This window comes from Pseudomonas sp. X4, from assembly GCF_040784925.1.
GTDB classification, from domain to species: Bacteria; Pseudomonadota; Gammaproteobacteria; order Pseudomonadales; family Pseudomonadaceae; genus Aquipseudomonas; species Aquipseudomonas putida_Z.
In genome coordinates, this window is sequence record NZ_CP160798.1 from 2,585,380 (window position 1) to 2,598,991 (window position 13,612).

General features: G+C 63.8%; 14 protein-coding genes. 10 read left to right on the forward strand and 4 right to left on the reverse strand.

What is annotated here, in order from left to right:
- Positions 1-223 precede the first annotated feature (223 nt).
- The 7 genes from ABX298_RS11390 to ABX298_RS11420 all read left to right on the forward strand — a co-directional run bounded on the left by ABX298_RS11390 (position 224) and on the right by ABX298_RS11420 (position 6,302).
- On the forward strand, positions 224-676 hold the full coding sequence (locus ABX298_RS11390) for a MarR family winged helix-turn-helix transcriptional regulator (protein WP_025337266.1): 453 nt from the start codon (positions 224-226) through the stop codon (positions 674-676).
- Complete coding sequence (locus ABX298_RS11395) at positions 673-2,760, forward strand: FUSC family protein (RefSeq protein ID WP_025337267.1); 2,088 nt, start codon at positions 673-675, stop codon at positions 2,758-2,760. Before ABX298_RS11390 ends, ABX298_RS11395 begins: the two co-directional genes overlap by 4 nt.
- Complete coding sequence (locus tag ABX298_RS11400; protein ID WP_003255905.1) at positions 2,757-2,969, forward strand: DUF1656 domain-containing protein; 213 nt, start codon at positions 2,757-2,759, stop codon at positions 2,967-2,969. Before ABX298_RS11395 ends, ABX298_RS11400 begins: the two co-directional genes overlap by 4 nt.
- Positions 2,966-3,841, forward strand: coding sequence for an HlyD family secretion protein (locus tag ABX298_RS11405; RefSeq protein ID WP_010951565.1), 876 nt, complete (start codon positions 2,966-2,968; stop codon positions 3,839-3,841). Before ABX298_RS11400 ends, ABX298_RS11405 begins: the two co-directional genes overlap by 4 nt.
- Positions 3,838-5,256 carry a TolC family protein gene (locus tag ABX298_RS11410; protein WP_317409541.1) on the forward strand — a complete coding sequence of 473 codons (1,419 nt, stop codon included), beginning with the start codon at positions 3,838-3,840 and terminating at the stop codon, positions 5,254-5,256. The genes ABX298_RS11405 and ABX298_RS11410 overlap by 4 nt, the downstream gene beginning before the upstream one ends.
- A 522-nt stretch (positions 5,257-5,778) precedes the next feature.
- Complete coding sequence (locus ABX298_RS11415; RefSeq protein WP_075044274.1) at positions 5,779-6,054, forward strand: hypothetical protein; 276 nt, start codon at positions 5,779-5,781, stop codon at positions 6,052-6,054.
- Complete coding sequence (locus ABX298_RS11420) at positions 6,051-6,302, forward strand: DUF3077 domain-containing protein (protein WP_023662451.1); 252 nt, start codon at positions 6,051-6,053, stop codon at positions 6,300-6,302. The genes ABX298_RS11415 and ABX298_RS11420 overlap by 4 nt, the downstream gene beginning before the upstream one ends.
- A 410-nt stretch (positions 6,303-6,712) precedes the next feature.
- On the opposite strand, the gene ABX298_RS11425 is transcribed toward ABX298_RS11420, so the two are convergent.
- Entirely contained in the window at positions 6,713-7,168 is a 456-nt protein-coding gene (locus ABX298_RS11425) for a transposase (protein ID WP_075044275.1), read from the reverse strand.
- Positions 7,169-7,458: 290 nt separating this feature from the next.
- Between ABX298_RS11425 and ABX298_RS11430 the strand changes: the two genes are divergently transcribed.
- Positions 7,459-9,402 (forward strand): FTR1 family protein, encoded by a 1,944-nt coding sequence (locus tag ABX298_RS11430; RefSeq protein WP_367394399.1) that lies wholly within the window; start codon positions 7,459-7,461, stop codon positions 9,400-9,402.
- Positions 9,403-9,535: 133 nt separating this feature from the next.
- On the opposite strand, the gene ABX298_RS11435 is transcribed toward ABX298_RS11430, so the two are convergent.
- Both ABX298_RS11435 and ABX298_RS11440 read right to left on the reverse strand, forming a co-directional pair.
- Positions 9,536-9,781, reverse strand: a complete 246-nt coding sequence (locus ABX298_RS11435; protein ID WP_075044277.1) for a TIGR02647 family protein — start codon at positions 9,779-9,781, stop codon at positions 9,536-9,538.
- 70 nt (positions 9,782-9,851) lie between these two features.
- Positions 9,852-10,154: a hypothetical protein gene (locus tag ABX298_RS11440; RefSeq protein ID WP_075044278.1), complete on the reverse strand. Its 303-nt coding sequence runs from the start codon at positions 10,152-10,154 to the stop codon at positions 9,852-9,854.
- A 147-nt stretch (positions 10,155-10,301) separates the two neighbouring features.
- Here ABX298_RS11440 and ABX298_RS11445 point away from each other — a divergent pair, with 147 nt between their 5' ends.
- Positions 10,302-10,964, forward strand: coding sequence for a glutathione S-transferase (locus ABX298_RS11445; protein ID WP_025337273.1), 663 nt, complete (start codon positions 10,302-10,304; stop codon positions 10,962-10,964).
- A gap of 105 nt (positions 10,965-11,069) precedes the next feature.
- Here ABX298_RS11445 and argH read toward each other — a convergent pair whose 3' ends face one another.
- A complete protein-coding gene (argH, locus tag ABX298_RS11450; protein WP_025337274.1) occupies positions 11,070-12,464 on the reverse strand; it encodes an argininosuccinate lyase in 1,395 nt (464 codons plus the stop codon).
- Between the two features lie 297 nt (positions 12,465-12,761).
- On the opposite strand from argH, the gene ABX298_RS11455 reads away from it, so the two are divergent.
- Positions 12,762-13,505: a LytTR family DNA-binding domain-containing protein gene (locus ABX298_RS11455; RefSeq protein WP_015268539.1), complete on the forward strand. Its 744-nt coding sequence runs from the start codon at positions 12,762-12,764 to the stop codon at positions 13,503-13,505.
- Positions 13,506-13,612: the final 107 nt, after the last annotated feature.

The following is a 13,612-nucleotide window of genomic DNA, read 5'->3' on the forward strand; positions in this document are numbered from 1 at the left end:
GCTTGTCCGGGCCCTTTCGCGGGCTCGCCCGCTCCCACAGGAATTGCACAAATTTCAGGTCCTGTGAGGTCCCTGTGGGAGCGGGCAAGCCCGCGAAAGGGCCAGTAAGACAAAAGCATGAACAACATTTCACCCAGGCTATCCGTCACCCCCGGTTGACGACAGGGGGAGGCACAGGCGTATATTGATAGTTAGCAAACTATGAATATCCTTGGTTCCTGTCATGTCCCTTGATCTCCTGCGCCTGCAAGTCAGCAGTGGCATGGTGGTTGCCGCGCGCCATTGGCGGCGCATCTGCCATACCGCCCTGACCGGTTACGGCATTTCCGAGGCCTGCGCCGCGCCGTTGCTGATGATCGTGCGCCTGGGTGACGGCGTGCATCAGGTGGCCGTGGCCCAGGCCGCCGGCCTGGAAAGCCCATCGCTGGTGCGCCTGCTCGACCAACTGTGCAAGGCTGGCCTGGTATGCCGCAGCGAAGACCCGCTGGACCGCCGCGCCAAGGCCCTGAGCCTGACCGCCGAAGGCCGCACCCTGGCCGAGTCCATCGAAGCCGAGCTGGTGCGCCTGCGCCGCGAGGTGCTGCATGGCATCGACCAGGCCGACCTGGAAGCCGCCTTGCGCGTGCTGCGTGCCTTCGAAGCCGCCGGCCTGGGCAACACAGGCGGGGCAGCATGAACGGTTTTTTCAGCTCGGTGCCCCCGGCCCGCGACTGGTTCTATGGCGTGCGTACCTTTGCCGCCTCCATGATCGCCCTGTACATCGCCCTGCTCATGCAGTTGCCGCGCCCCTATTGGGCCATGGCCACGGTGTACATCGTCTCCAGCCCGTTCCTTGGCCCCACCAGCTCCAAGGCCCTGTACCGTGCCGTGGGCACGCTGCTCGGTGCCGGCGGGGCGATTTTCCTGGTACCACCGCTGGTGCAGTCGCCGTTGCTGCTGAGCATCGCCATCGCCCTGTGGACCGGCACCTTGCTGTTCCTTTCGCTGAACCTGCGCACCGCCAACAACTATGTGCTGATGCTGGCCGGCTACACCTTGCCGATGATTGCCCTGGCGGTGGTCGACAACCCGCTTGCTGTGTTCGATGTGGCGTCTTCCCGCGCCCAGGAAATCTGCCTGGGGATCGTCTGTGCGGCGGTGGTCGGGGCGATCTTCTGGCCACGGCGGCTGGCGCCAGTTGTAGTCGGTGCCACTGGTAGCTGGTTCACCGAAGCGATCCGCTACAGCGACACCTACCTGGCCCGCCAGGCCAGCGCAGACCAGGTTGGCGGCATGCGCGGGGCGATGGTCGCCACCTTCAACTCGCTGGAGCTGATGATCGGCCAGCTCGGCCATGAAGGCGCCGGTCCGCACACCCTGAAGAATGCCCGCGAGTTGCGCGGGCGCATGATCCACCTGCTGCCCGTGATCGATGCCCTCGACGACGCCCTGGTCGCCCTCGAAGGCCGCGCCCCGGCACAGTTCGCCCAGTTGCAACCGTTGCTCGATGCCGCCCGCGAATGGCTCAAGGGCACCGTCGACAGCGCCTCCGTCGCCCGCTGGACCGCCCTGCACGAACAGATCGAGCGCCTGCAGCCCGGCGCCGCTGCCCTCGACCAGCGCGCCGAACTGCTGCTGTCCAACGCCCTGTATCGCCTGACCGAATGGGCCGACCTGTGGCAGGACTGCTGCAGCCTGCAACATGCCCTGCGCAGCGACGATTCCAAACCCTGGCGCGCGGTGTACCGCCACTGGCGCCTGGGTCGCCTGACGGCGTTCTTCGACCGTGGCCTGATGCTGTATTCGGTGGCCTCAACCGTGCTGGCGATCGTTGTCGCCTGCGGCTTATGGATTGGCCTGGGTTGGAACGACGGCGCCAGCGCAGTGATCCTCGCCGCCGTGTCGTGCAGCTTCTTCGCCGCCATGGACGACCCGGCGCCGCAGATCTACAGGTTCTTCTTCTGGACGCTGATGTCGGTCATCTTCTCCAGCCTGTACCTGTTCCTGGTGCTGCCCAACCTGCACGACTTCCCGATGCTGGTGCTGGCCTTCGCCGTGCCATTCATCTGCGTTGGCACCCTGACCGTGCAGCCGCGCTTCTACCTGGGTACCTTGCTGACCATCGTCAACACCTCGACCTTCATCAGCATCCAGGGCGCCTACGATGCTGACTTCTTCACCTTCCTCAATTCCAACCTGGCCGGCCCCGTGGGGCTGCTGTTCGCCTTCATCTGGACCTTGGTGATGCGCCCGTTCGGCGTGGAGCTGGCAGCCAAGCGCATGACCCGCTTCGCCTGGCGCGACATCGTCGAAATGACCGAGCCGGCCACCCTGGCCGAGCACCGCCAGGTCGGTGTGCAGATGCTCGACCGCCTGATGCAGCACCTGCCGCGCTTGTCGCAAACCGGGCAGGACAGCGGCGTGGCACTGCGCGACCTGCGCGTGGGGTTGAACCTGCTCGACCTGCTGGCCTACATGCCGCGTGCCGGGCAGCAGGCTCGTGAGCGCCTGAACACGGTAGTCGAGGAAGTCGGCGCGCACTATGCCGCCTGCCTGCGCGCCGGCGAGCGCCTGCACGCCCCGGCCGCGCTGCTGCGCAACATGGAGCGCGCGCGCCTGGCGCTGAACCTGGATGAGCTGTACGAGCGCGGCGATGCCCGTACCCACCTGCTGCACGCGCTGAGCGGCCTGCGCCTGGCGCTGCTGCCGGGCGTGGAGGTGATGCTCGAGCCAGCCGAACAACCGCAACTGCCCCCCGGCCTCGACGGAGCGCCCCTGTGATTGGTGAACTGGATATCAGCGGGGTATTCCTGCCCACGCTGCTGGTGATGATGTTTGGCACCTACCTGCTGTTCCTCGGGGTGCACGCGGTGCTGGTGCGCCTGCATTTCTACCGCCTGGTCTGGCACCGGGCGTTGTTCAACGTTGCTCTGTATGCCGTGCTGCTTGGTGCGGTGGACCACTTTTGCCGAAACCTGATGCTGCCATGAAAAAACCTTTGCTGACCCTGGGCCGTGTGGTCCTGACCTTGCTGGTAGTGACCTTCGCCGCCGTGCTCGTGTGGCAGATGGTGGTGTACTACATGTTCGCCCCCTGGACCCGCGACGGCCACATCCGCGCCGACGTGATCCAGATTGCCCCGGACGTGTCCGGGCTGATCCAGAAGGTCGAGGTGCGTGACAACCAGACCGTCAAGCGCGGCGATGTGCTGTTCACCATCGACCAGGACCGCTTCACCCTGGCCCTGCGCCAGGCCAAGGCGACCCTGGGTGAGCGCCAGGAAACCCTGGCCCAGGCCTCCCGCGAAGCGCAGCGCAACCGCAAGCTGGGCAACCTGGTGGCCGCCGAACAGCTGGAAGAAAGCCAGTCCCGCGAGGCCCGTGCCCGTTCCGCCGTCAGCGAAGCGCAGGTGGCCGTCGATACCGCCCAGCTCAACCTCGACCGCTCGGTGGTGCGCAGCCCGGTGGACGGTTACCTGAACGACCGAGCACCGCGTAATCACGAATTCGTCACCGCCGGCCGCCCGGTGCTGTCGGTGGTCGACAGCGCCTCGTACCACGTCGATGGCTACTTCGAGGAAACCAAGCTTGGCGGTATCCACATCGGCGATGCCGTGGACATTCGCGTCATGGGCGACAACACCCGCCTGCGTGGCCACGTGCAAAGCTTTGCCGCCGGCATCGAAGACCGCGACCGCAGCAGTGGTGCCAACCTGTTGCCCAACGTCAACCCCGCATTCAGCTGGGTGCGCCTGGCCCAGCGTATTCCGGTGCGCATCGCCTTTGATGAAGTGCCGCAAGACTTCCGCATGATTGCCGGGCGAACCGCCACGGTGTCGATCATCGAGGGCCAGCGCCCATGAAGCAGCTGATCCTGGCGGGGCTGTGCCTGTCGTTGGGGGCCTGCATGATGGTCGGCCCCGACTATGAGGTGCCGAAGGACGCGGCGGTGCAACGCAGCGACCTCAACGGCCCGCTGCGCCAGGATGCCGACAGCGTGGTATCGGCACCGGTGCCTGAGGACTGGTGGCAGCTGTATCAGGATCAACGGCTGAACGAGCTGGTGCGCCAGGCCCTGAGTGCCAACACCGACCTGCGCGTGGCTGCCGCCAACATTGCCAAGGCGCGCGCCCAGGTCGAAGTGGCTGAGTCGCAAGGTGGCTTCAACGGCGGCGTCAAACTTGGCGCCCAGCGCCTGCAGGAATCGGGCGAGGCCTTCCTGCTGCCAGAGAAAGTGCCGGTGGCCAACATCGGCGAAGCCATCATCAGTGCTTCGTACCAGTTCGACCTGTGGGGTACTTTCAAGCGTGGCACCGAGGCGGCCAAGGCCAATGCCGACGCAGTGCAGGCCGCCGCCGATACCGCCCGCATCACCCTGGTGGCGGATGTGGTCAAGGCCTACACCCAGGTGTGCTCGGCCAACGAGGAATACCACATTGCCCGCGAGTCGCTCGACCTGCAGGAGCAGAGCGTGAAGCTTAACCAGCGCCTGCGTGATGCCGGGCGTGGCGACGAAACCCAGGTCACCCGCTCGCAGACCCAGTTCAAATCCTTGCGTGCCGAACTGCCACGCTTCAAGGCAGAGCGCGAGACTGGCATGTACACACTGGCCGCTTTGTTGGCCAAACCGGTCGATCAGCTGCCTGCCGGCACTGCCGATTGTGCCGAGCTGCCGCACCTGAGCCAGCTGGTCCCGGTGGGCGATGGAGCGGCGTTGCTCAAGCGCCGTCCAGACGTGCGCCAGGCCGAACGGCAGCTGGCCGCTGCCACTGCCTACATCGGCGTGGCCACCGGCGCCCTGTACCCCGACATCAGCATCGGCGCCCAGGTTGGCACCATTGGTATCCTCGAGAACCTTGGCGAGCCGGCGACCAACCGCTGGGGCTTCGGCCCGCAGATCAGCTGGACCATCCCCACCAATGGCACCCGTGCCCGCATTCGCATGGCCGAAGCCTCGACCCAGGCAGCCCTGGCGAATTTTGATGGGGTAGTGCTGAACGCCATTCGCGAGACCCAGACCCGCCTGGCGCAGTACAGCGCCCTGCTGGACCGGCGTGACGCGCTGGCCGAGGCGGAGAAGTCGGCCAAGGAAGCGGCGGACCAAACGCACCGGTATTACCAGGCGGGGCGTGAATCGTTCCTGGCCGACCTGCAGGCGACGCGGACCTATACCGACATGCGCGCGCAGCTGGCAGCGGCCAATAGCCAAGTGGCTCAAGGGCAGATTGGTGTGTTCCTGGCGTTGGGTGGGGGGTGGAAGGGCACCGCCAAGCCTTGAGGCCCAATCGCCGGCAAGCCAGCTCCCACAGGTACTCCACCGCTTTTGAGACCTGTGGTCCACCTGTGATAGCCGGCTTGTGCATGCCTTGAAATTGGTACGGACCATGTGGAAGCTGGCTTGTGCATGCCTCGAAGTTGGTGCGGACCATGTGGGAGCTGGCTTGCCGGCGATCGAGGGCAAAGCCCTCGCCTAGGTTCTAGAGCTGTAAGACATTTCCGAACTAGAAACCAAATGCTTCAGTTCGGACGCCCTGTCGAATTATCCTACAGCACCTGTCGGAAGGTGCTGTCTTGGCTGGAAAGTGTTCCCGGAATACTGTCGCGGGGTCGCCTCGCAAGGCGATCGGGCGTGAGACACCCGGATTTCATTCGGTAGCACCGCTTTATGGCGGTCGTGTGCGGACAGGCTTCGGCCTGGCCGGGGTTACCGTATGTCCCGTGTCTCACACCGTACACGACTGCCACCCAACTTCGTGAGACAAGGAGGAGAGCAGTTCAATCCCCCATACGGAGTTCCGCCATGAACAAGCTCGTCCCCGATCCACCAGTTACCGATCTGCTTCTACTCGACCCTCCCGCGCTCTCACTAATCGATCCACTCAGCCCCAAAGACTGCGAAGTGCTGATCAGCGCCATCACCCTGACCATCGACCACACCACCACAGTCCTGCTCGACAACCCTCCTGGCGACATGCGCAATGCCATGGGCATGAATATTCGATTGCTCTGCCGCCTGATCAATGCCGTGTGCGACCGCACCCATGCAACCCGCCACGATCAAGGAGCGACCCGATGAGCGATGATCCAAGAGACTCTGCAACCGCAGGTGTGGAAACCTTCGACTTGTTCCGCCTGCAGCCAAATGTGCCGTTCAGCCATGCTTTCTCGCAGCTATCTGTGCTGCTGGGCTGTATTCGCCACCTGACCACCGAAGCGGAAATGGAAAACGACCGCATTGCCGGTAGCGCTGCGCGGATACTAAGCGAGATGGCCAAGGCTTTGATTGATGATATGGAGCGGGGGATGAACAAGGTTCTTCAATAACCCTAAAGACCCCGGGGCCGCTGTGCGGCCCATCGCCGGCAAGCCAGCTCCCACACCTGTACGCCACTGCTATCGAGTCCTGTGACTTACCTGTGTGGCTTGCCGGCGATGAGGCCCAGGCAGGTCAGCGCCTGCCACAGGCCTGATGAGTACTCTGTGGGAGCTGGCTTGCCGGCGATGAGGCCCAGGCAGGTCAGCGCCTGCCACAGGCCTGATGAGTACTCTGTGGGAGCTGGCTTGCCGGCGATGAGGCCCAGTCAGGTCAGCGCCTGCCACAGGCTTGATGAGTACTCTGTGGGAGCTGGCTTGCCGGCGATGAGGCTCAGGCAGGTCAGCGCCTGCCACAGGCCTGATGTGTACCCTGTGGGAGCTGGCTTGCCGGCGATAGGGCCCTGACAGGCAAAGCCCCATCAAAGCCAAATTGCATCCCAATGCGGATAATCCCCCACCCTCGCGACCAATCCTGCCCGCTTCGGATTCATGACGATGTACCGCGCCATCGCCTGCACATCATCCTCCCGGCGCAATGCCCGGTCATGAAATCCCTTCTGCCAGAGCTGGCCGCTTCGCCCTTGATGCCTGTTGATCATCATGGTGCTGCGAGATTTCACCCTGCGCATCAAGCGCTTCAGGCTGCCCGGTCCAAGCTCGACCAGCCAATGAAAATGATCTGGCATCACCACCCAGGCCAGCGATCTGACGGCACCTTCCTCTTCAGCCTGGCGCAACTCGGCAACCAGCAAGCGGGCCGAGCGAAAGTCATTGAATATTGGGGCCCGGTCAAGGGTTGTGCTGGTAAGCAGATACAATCGACTGGTTTCCGAAAAACGGCCAAGCCGTAACTGGTCTGAGTGGGGGCGATCCATGTTCCCTGTCTCCTGATGGTTTGCTCCTCAGGCTAGTGGCTATGGATCTGCGAATAACCAATCAATTGGTACCCGGTGTTTCCAGTGACATCGGCGCAACCTTTATCGCCGGCAAGCCAGCTCCCACCTCAACCGCATCTCCCTCAAGCCATGTGCAATACCTGTGGGCAGGCAACACAAGACAGAATCTCCCACAGGTTCAGCGCATCCCCCCTCTTCATCTGATTTGTACCAAGATTTTTCATGAAATCCGCCCGGCGCCCTTGAGTGAAGCAAAGTGGGAGTGAACAATGTTCTCTTTCGCATTCCCTTCGAGACTGGCCATGAAAACCCGTTCCCGTCTGCTTGCCTGGCTGCCGGTTATATTGCTCGGCCCGGTGCTGGCGCTGTGCAGCACCCTGGCGTTGGCCGAAGCCCCCGCCGAGGCCACCAAGGCCCTGCACCTGCTGGACTACATTGGCGCCGACTACCCGCCCACCGTGCAAGGCGGCAAGGTGATCGACGATGGTGAATACCGCGAGCAGCAGGAGTTCAGCGCGGTATTGGCCGACCTGGTCAAGGGCCTGCCTGCGCATGCTGAACAAGCAGCCCTGGAGCAGGGCGTCCAGGCGCTGCGCCAAGCCATCGACCAGCGCCAGGACGGCCCGGCTGTTGCCAGGCAGGCCCGCCAGCTGGGCGCACGCCTGGCGGTGGCCTACGAGGTCAGCCAGGCTCCAGTGATTACCCCGGACCCGGCCCGCGGCGCTTCGCTGTATGCGCAAAACTGCTCGATCTGCCATGGCGACACTGGCGCCGGCGACGGCCCGGCCGGCGTGGGCCTGGAGCCTGCACCCGCCAACCTGCGCGATGTTTCGCGCCTCGACCAGTTGAGCCTGTTCGACCTCTACAACACCCTGGCCCTGGGCATCGATGGCACCGAGATGCCTTCCTTTGCCGACCAGCTGGACGACCGCCAGCGTTGGGATGTGGCTGCCTATATCGCCAGCTTCACCGCCAAGCCAGAAGCCGGCAAAGGCGACAAGGCCTGGAACATCGCCGACCTGGCCCGCCAGACCCCGGCCGAAGTTGCCGCCAGCGAAGGTGCCACGGCCGTGGAGGCGTTCCGCGCCCAGCGCGCCCAGCCGCCACAGGTCAAGCGTGGCCCGGCGCAATTGCTCGAATACACTGCGAGCACCTTGGACAAGAGCCTGGCGGCCTACCGCGCAGGTGATCACGACCAAGCCTATGACCTGTCAGTGGCGGCCTACCTGGAAGGCTTCGAGCTGGTGGAAAGCTCGCTGGACAACATCGACACCCAGGCGCGCAAGGACACCGAAAAATCGCTGATGGCCTACCGTCAGTCGCTGCAGGACGGCTTGCCCGTGGCCCAGGCCGAGCAACGCCTGAGCGAAGCCAAGGCCAAGCTCGAGCAGGCTTCCAAACTGCTGGGCAGCGATGGCCTGAGCTGGTCGCTGAGCTTTGTATCCGGCTTGCTGATCCTACTGCGCGAAGGCCTGGAGGCGATTCTGGTGCTGGCGGCGATCCTGGCCTTCCTGCGCAATACCGGCCAGCAGTCGGCGGTGCGCAGCGTCAACATCGGCTGGGGCCTGGCGTTGGTGGCTGGTTTCGCAACCTGGGCGCTGGCAGCCTACGTGATCGATGTCGGTGGCGCCCAGCGCGAACTGCTGGAAGGCTGCACGGCGCTTTTCGCCGCGGTGATGGTGCTGTGGCTTGGCGTGTGGATGCACGACCGCCGCCATGCCGCCGCCTGGCAGGACTACATCAAGAGCAGCCTGGTCAGTGGTGGCGGACGCTTCGGTTTTGCCGTGCTGGCGTTCTTCTCGGTTTACCGCGAACTGTTCGAAGTGATCCTGTTCTACGAAACCCTGTGGCTGCAGGCCGGCCCAGCCGGGCACCAGGCGGTGCTGGCGGGTGGTGCCACGGCGCTGGTGCTGCTGGTGGGGTTGGCCTGGGTGATCCTGCGTGGCTCGGCCAAGCTGCCGCTGTCGCTGTTCTTCAGCATCAACGCCGCGCTGCTATGTGCCTTGTCGGTGGTGTTCGCCGGGCATGGTGTGAAGGCGTTGCAAGAGGCCGGGGTACTTGGAACGCGGCCGGTGGCGTTCTTCGAGTTCGACTGGCTGGGGATTCACGCTGACGCCTACTCGCTTTCGGCGCAGGCGCTGGCCTTGCTGGCCATCGTGTTCCTGTACGGGCGCTCGCGCCTGGCGGAAAGGCGCAGGGCCGCGGCCAACTGATTGGGGCCGCGCTGCGGCCCATCGCCGGCAAGCCAGCTCCCACCCCGACCGCATCTGCTTCAAGCCATTTGCAGTACCTGTGGGAGCCGGCTTGCCGGCGATGGGCTGCAAGGCAGCCCTTGGCATTATGAGTTCAGGCCGGCTGTGGCGCCTTGAGAATGTTCTGCAGCAACTGGACACTTTCGACAGCGTCATGACCCAGGCTGGTCAGGTAGCCGCCATCAGGTTGATCGGTCAGCCCCTTTTCATGCAGGCGTTGCGCGGCGGCTACCAGGTCGGGGGAAGCGTTCTTGTGAATCTTGATGCCTTCCTGGCTGCTGTCGTGCTTGAACAGCGAAAGGACTTCCAGTTCAGCGATCAGATCGGGGGTAAAAGGCATGGCGACTCCTGACTTCCAGACAAGGATGACGGCACCGTTCTACGGTGCCTGACCTTCGAGTGTAGCCGGGTTATTCGTCCTCGCCTTGATCCATCTCAGGCGGCAGTTCCGGCAGCGCGCGCAGGGCATTTTCGTACCACTCGCGGTCGAACTCGCGGTCGTCCATCAGCATGTTGTCAATTTCGAAGGCCAGTACATGGGCCATCAGGTTGAGAATGTCTTCGCGCTCGTAACCGACCAGGGTCAGTTTGTTGAACGTGGCTTTCGCCGCCGCCGGGTCGCCGCTTTCGATCTGGTTCTCGATGGCCTGGGTCAGCGTTGCCTCGGCGAAGGCTTCGTCGTCGTCATTGTCGATGTCGGTGGGCTCGCTCATGGCGGTACTCCTGTGATGGGATGCACAGTGTGCCACGCCTGTGGCGGCAATGCCCGGGCATTGACGGGGCGCATGACGCTGGTCAGGAACGGGCGTACGGTCTATAAAAGCCGGGCCAACCCCTTACGGCCTGGAGGCTGTTACCTCATGCTCAAGCTTCATGGATTCTCGGTCAGCAACTACTACAACATGGTCAAGCTGGCCCTGCTGGAAAAAGGCCTGCCCTTCGAGGAAGTCACCTTCTATGGCGGCCAGGCGCCACAGGCGCTGGAAGTGAGCCCGCGAGGCAAGGTGCCGGTGCTGCAGACCGAACACGGCTTCCTCAGCGAAACCAGCGTGATCCTCGACTATATCGAGCAGACCCAGGGCGGCAAGGCGCTGCTGCCGGCCGACCCGTTCGGGCAGGCCAAGGTGCGTGAGCTGCTCAAGGAAATCGAGCTGTACATCGAGCTGCCGGCGCGTACCTGCTATGCCGAGTCTTTCTTTGGTATGCAGGTCGAGCCGCTGATAAAGGAAAAAGCCCGCGCCGACCTGCTGGCCGGTTTTGCCACGCTCAAGCGTAACGGCCGCTTCGCACCCTATGTGGCGGGTGAGCAACTGACCCTGGCAGACCTGATGTTCTGCTTCTCGGTCGACCTGGCCTGCGCGGTGGGCAAGAAGGTGCTGAACATCGACTTCCTGGCGGACTTCCCGCAGGCCAAGGCGTTGCTGCAGCTGATGGGCGACAACCCGCACATGGCGCGGATCGTGGCGGACAAGGAGGCGGCGATGCCGGCCTTCATGGAGATGATTCGCAGCGGCAAGCGCTGAGTCTGGTGTTGGACCCTTCGCGGGCACGCCCGCTCCCACAGGGAAACGATGTACCTGTGGGAGCGGGCGTGCCCGCGAACGAGGGCGAAGCCCTCGCAATGGGCCTTAACGCGAAGCCAGCAGCGCCTTGCCGCGGGCGACGGCCGCACGCACCTGCGCCGGTGCGGTACCACCAATGTGGTTACGGGCATTCACCGAGCCTTCCAGGGTCAGCACGGCAAACACGTCCTGCTCGATCTGGTCGCTGAACTGGCGCAGTTCGTCCAGGCTCATTTCGGCCAGGTCCTTGCCGGTGTCCACGCCATACTTCACTGCGTGACCCACGATCTCGTGGCAGTCACGGAACGGCAGGCCACGGCGTACCAGGTAGTCGGCCAGGTCGGTGGCGGTGGAGAAACCGCGCAGGGCCGCTTCACGCATGATGGCGTGCTTGGGCTTGATTGCCGGGATCATGTCGGCAAAGGCACGCAGCGAGTCGCGCAGGGTGTCGGCGGCGTCGAACAGCGGTTCCTTGTCTTCCTGGTTGTCCTTGTTGTAGGCCAGCGGCTGGCCTTTCATCAGGGTCAGCAGGCCGGTCAGGGCGCCGAACACACGGCCGCTCTTGCCACGTACCAGTTCCGGCACGTCCGGGTTCTTTTTCTGCGGCATGATCGAGCTGCCGGTGCAGAAGCGGTCTGGCAGGTCGATGAACTGGAACTGCGCGCTTGTCCACAGCACCAGCTCTTCGGAGAAGCGCGACAGGTGCATCATCGCCACGCTGGCGGCGGCGCAGAATTCGATGGCGAAGTCGCGGTCCGACACGCCGTCCAGCGAGTTGCCGGCCACGGCTTCGAAGCCCAGCAGCTTGCAGGTGAGCTCACGGTCGATCGGGTAAGTGGTGCCTGCCAGCGCGGCGCTGCCCAGGGGCATGCGGTTGGCACGCTTGCGGCAGTCGACCAGGCGCTCGTAGTCGCGGCTGAGCATTTCGAACCAGGCCAGCAGGTGGTGGCCGAAGGTGACCGGCTGGGCCGTCTGCAGGTGGGTGAAGCCGGGCATGATGGTCTCGGCTTCACGCTCGGCCTGCTCCAGCAGACCCTGCTGCAGGCGGGTGATTTCGGCCAGGATCAGGTCGATTTCGTCGCGCAGCCAAAGGCGAATGTCGGTGGCCACCTGGTCGTTGCGGCTACGGCCGGTGTGCAGCTTCTTGCCAGTGATGCCGATACGGTCGGTCAGGCGTGCCTCGATGTTCATGTGCACGTCTTCGAGGTCGACACGCCAGTCGAAGGTGCCAGCCTCGATCTCGCCCTGGATGGTCTTCAGGCCATCGATGATGGTGTCGCGCTCGGCATCGCTGAGCACGCCGACCTGCGCCAGCATGGTGGCATGGGCGATCGAACCCATGATGTCGTGACGGTACAGGCGCTTGTCGAAATCGACCGAGGCGGTGAAACGGGCGACGAATGCGTCGACGGGCTCACTGAAGCGGCCGCCCCAGGACTGATTGGTCTTGTCGGTGCTCATGGATTCACTCATTGCAGGCGTGAACGAAAAAGTGGCGCCGATGATAGCAGGGTTTGGGCTGGCCGCCGCAGGGCGCTGGTCGAGAGAAATGCGCGGAAAACGATAGAGAAGGATTTGCAGGAATGAACGGCAGTGTTCCACGGACCGTCTACAGTTGGACAGAGGACTGGCAGTGAATCTGCCGGCCGAGTGAATCTTTGGCCATCGCACCGGTCTAGAGCGTGACCTTAGTGTCGCTCGAACCATACCTGTCTACGCTATACCTGTGCGAGACTCATTCAGGAATCCAGCGCAATTATGAATGTCCTGATCGTTGATGACGAACCCCAAGGCCGTGAGCGCCTTAGCCGGCTGCTCGGCGAACTGGAGGGTTACACCGTGCTGGAGCCTAGCGCCACCAACGGCGAGGAGGCCTTGGCGCTGATCGAAAGCCTCAAGCCCGATGTGGTCCTGCTGGACATCGGCATGCCAGGCCTGGACGGCCTGCAGGTTGCTGCTCGCCTGTGCGAGCGCGAGGCGCCGCCGGCGGTGGTGTTTTGCACCGGGGACGATGAATACGGTGCCGAGGCTTTCAAGGACAGTACCCTCAGCCATGTGACCAAACCTTTCCAGGCCCAGGCCTTGCGCGATGCCTTGCGCAAGGCTGAAAAGCCCAACCGCGCCCAATTGGCGGCGCTCACCAGGCCGGCCAATGAAGGCGGCGGCCCGCGTAGCCACATCAGTGCCCGCACGCGCAAAGGCATCGAGCTGATCCCTTTGCCCCAGGTGATCTATTTCATTGCCGATCACAAATACGTGACCTTGCGCCACGAGGCCGGGGAAGTACTGCTCGACGAGCCGCTCAAGGCCCTGGAAGACGAGTTTGGCGAACGCTTCGTGCGTATCCACCGCAATGCGCTGGTCGCCCGCGAGCGTATCGAACGCCTGCAGCGCACGCCGCTGGGGCATTTCCAGCTATACCTGAAAGGCCTGGACGGTGACGCCCTGACCGTCAGCCGGCGCCATGTGGCCGGTGTGCGCAAGATGATGCAAACCCTCTGAGCCTGTACCGGCCCAATCGCCGGCAAGCCAGCTCCCACAGGTATAGCGTCAGCCTTGAGCCTTGCACGGCTTCTGTGGGAGCTGGCTTGCCGGCGATTGGGCGGTAC

Excerpts from the sequence above, each read along its gene's own strand:
- ABX298_RS11390 (WP_025337266.1), top strand. The coding sequence starts at position 224 with ATGTCCCTTGATCTCCTGCGCCTGCAAGTCAGCAGTGGCATGGTGGTT.
- ABX298_RS11395 (WP_025337267.1), top strand. The coding sequence starts at position 673 with ATGAACGGTTTTTTCAGCTCGGTGCCCCCGGCCCGCGACTGGTTCTAT.
- ABX298_RS11405 (WP_010951565.1), top strand. The coding sequence starts at position 2,966 with ATGAAAAAACCTTTGCTGACCCTGGGCCGTGTGGTCCTGACCTTGCTG.
- ABX298_RS11410 (WP_317409541.1), top strand. The coding sequence starts at position 3,838 with ATGAAGCAGCTGATCCTGGCGGGGCTGTGCCTGTCGTTGGGGGCCTGC.
- ABX298_RS11415 (WP_075044274.1), top strand. The coding sequence starts at position 5,779 with ATGAACAAGCTCGTCCCCGATCCACCAGTTACCGATCTGCTTCTACTC.
- ABX298_RS11420 (WP_023662451.1), top strand. The coding sequence starts at position 6,051 with ATGAGCGATGATCCAAGAGACTCTGCAACCGCAGGTGTGGAAACCTTC.
- ABX298_RS11425 (WP_075044275.1), bottom strand. The coding sequence starts at position 7,168 with ATGGATCGCCCCCACTCAGACCAGTTACGGCTTGGCCGTTTTTCGGAA.
- ABX298_RS11430 (WP_367394399.1), top strand. The coding sequence starts at position 7,459 with ATGTTCTCTTTCGCATTCCCTTCGAGACTGGCCATGAAAACCCGTTCC.
- ABX298_RS11435 (WP_075044277.1), bottom strand. The coding sequence starts at position 9,781 with ATGCCTTTTACCCCCGATCTGATCGCTGAACTGGAAGTCCTTTCGCTG.
- ABX298_RS11440 (WP_075044278.1), bottom strand. The coding sequence starts at position 10,154 with ATGAGCGAGCCCACCGACATCGACAATGACGACGACGAAGCCTTCGCC.
- ABX298_RS11445 (WP_025337273.1), top strand. The coding sequence starts at position 10,302 with ATGCTCAAGCTTCATGGATTCTCGGTCAGCAACTACTACAACATGGTC.
- argH (WP_025337274.1), bottom strand. The coding sequence starts at position 12,464 with ATGAGCACCGACAAGACCAATCAGTCCTGGGGCGGCCGCTTCAGTGAG.
- ABX298_RS11455 (WP_015268539.1), top strand. The coding sequence starts at position 12,762 with ATGAATGTCCTGATCGTTGATGACGAACCCCAAGGCCGTGAGCGCCTT.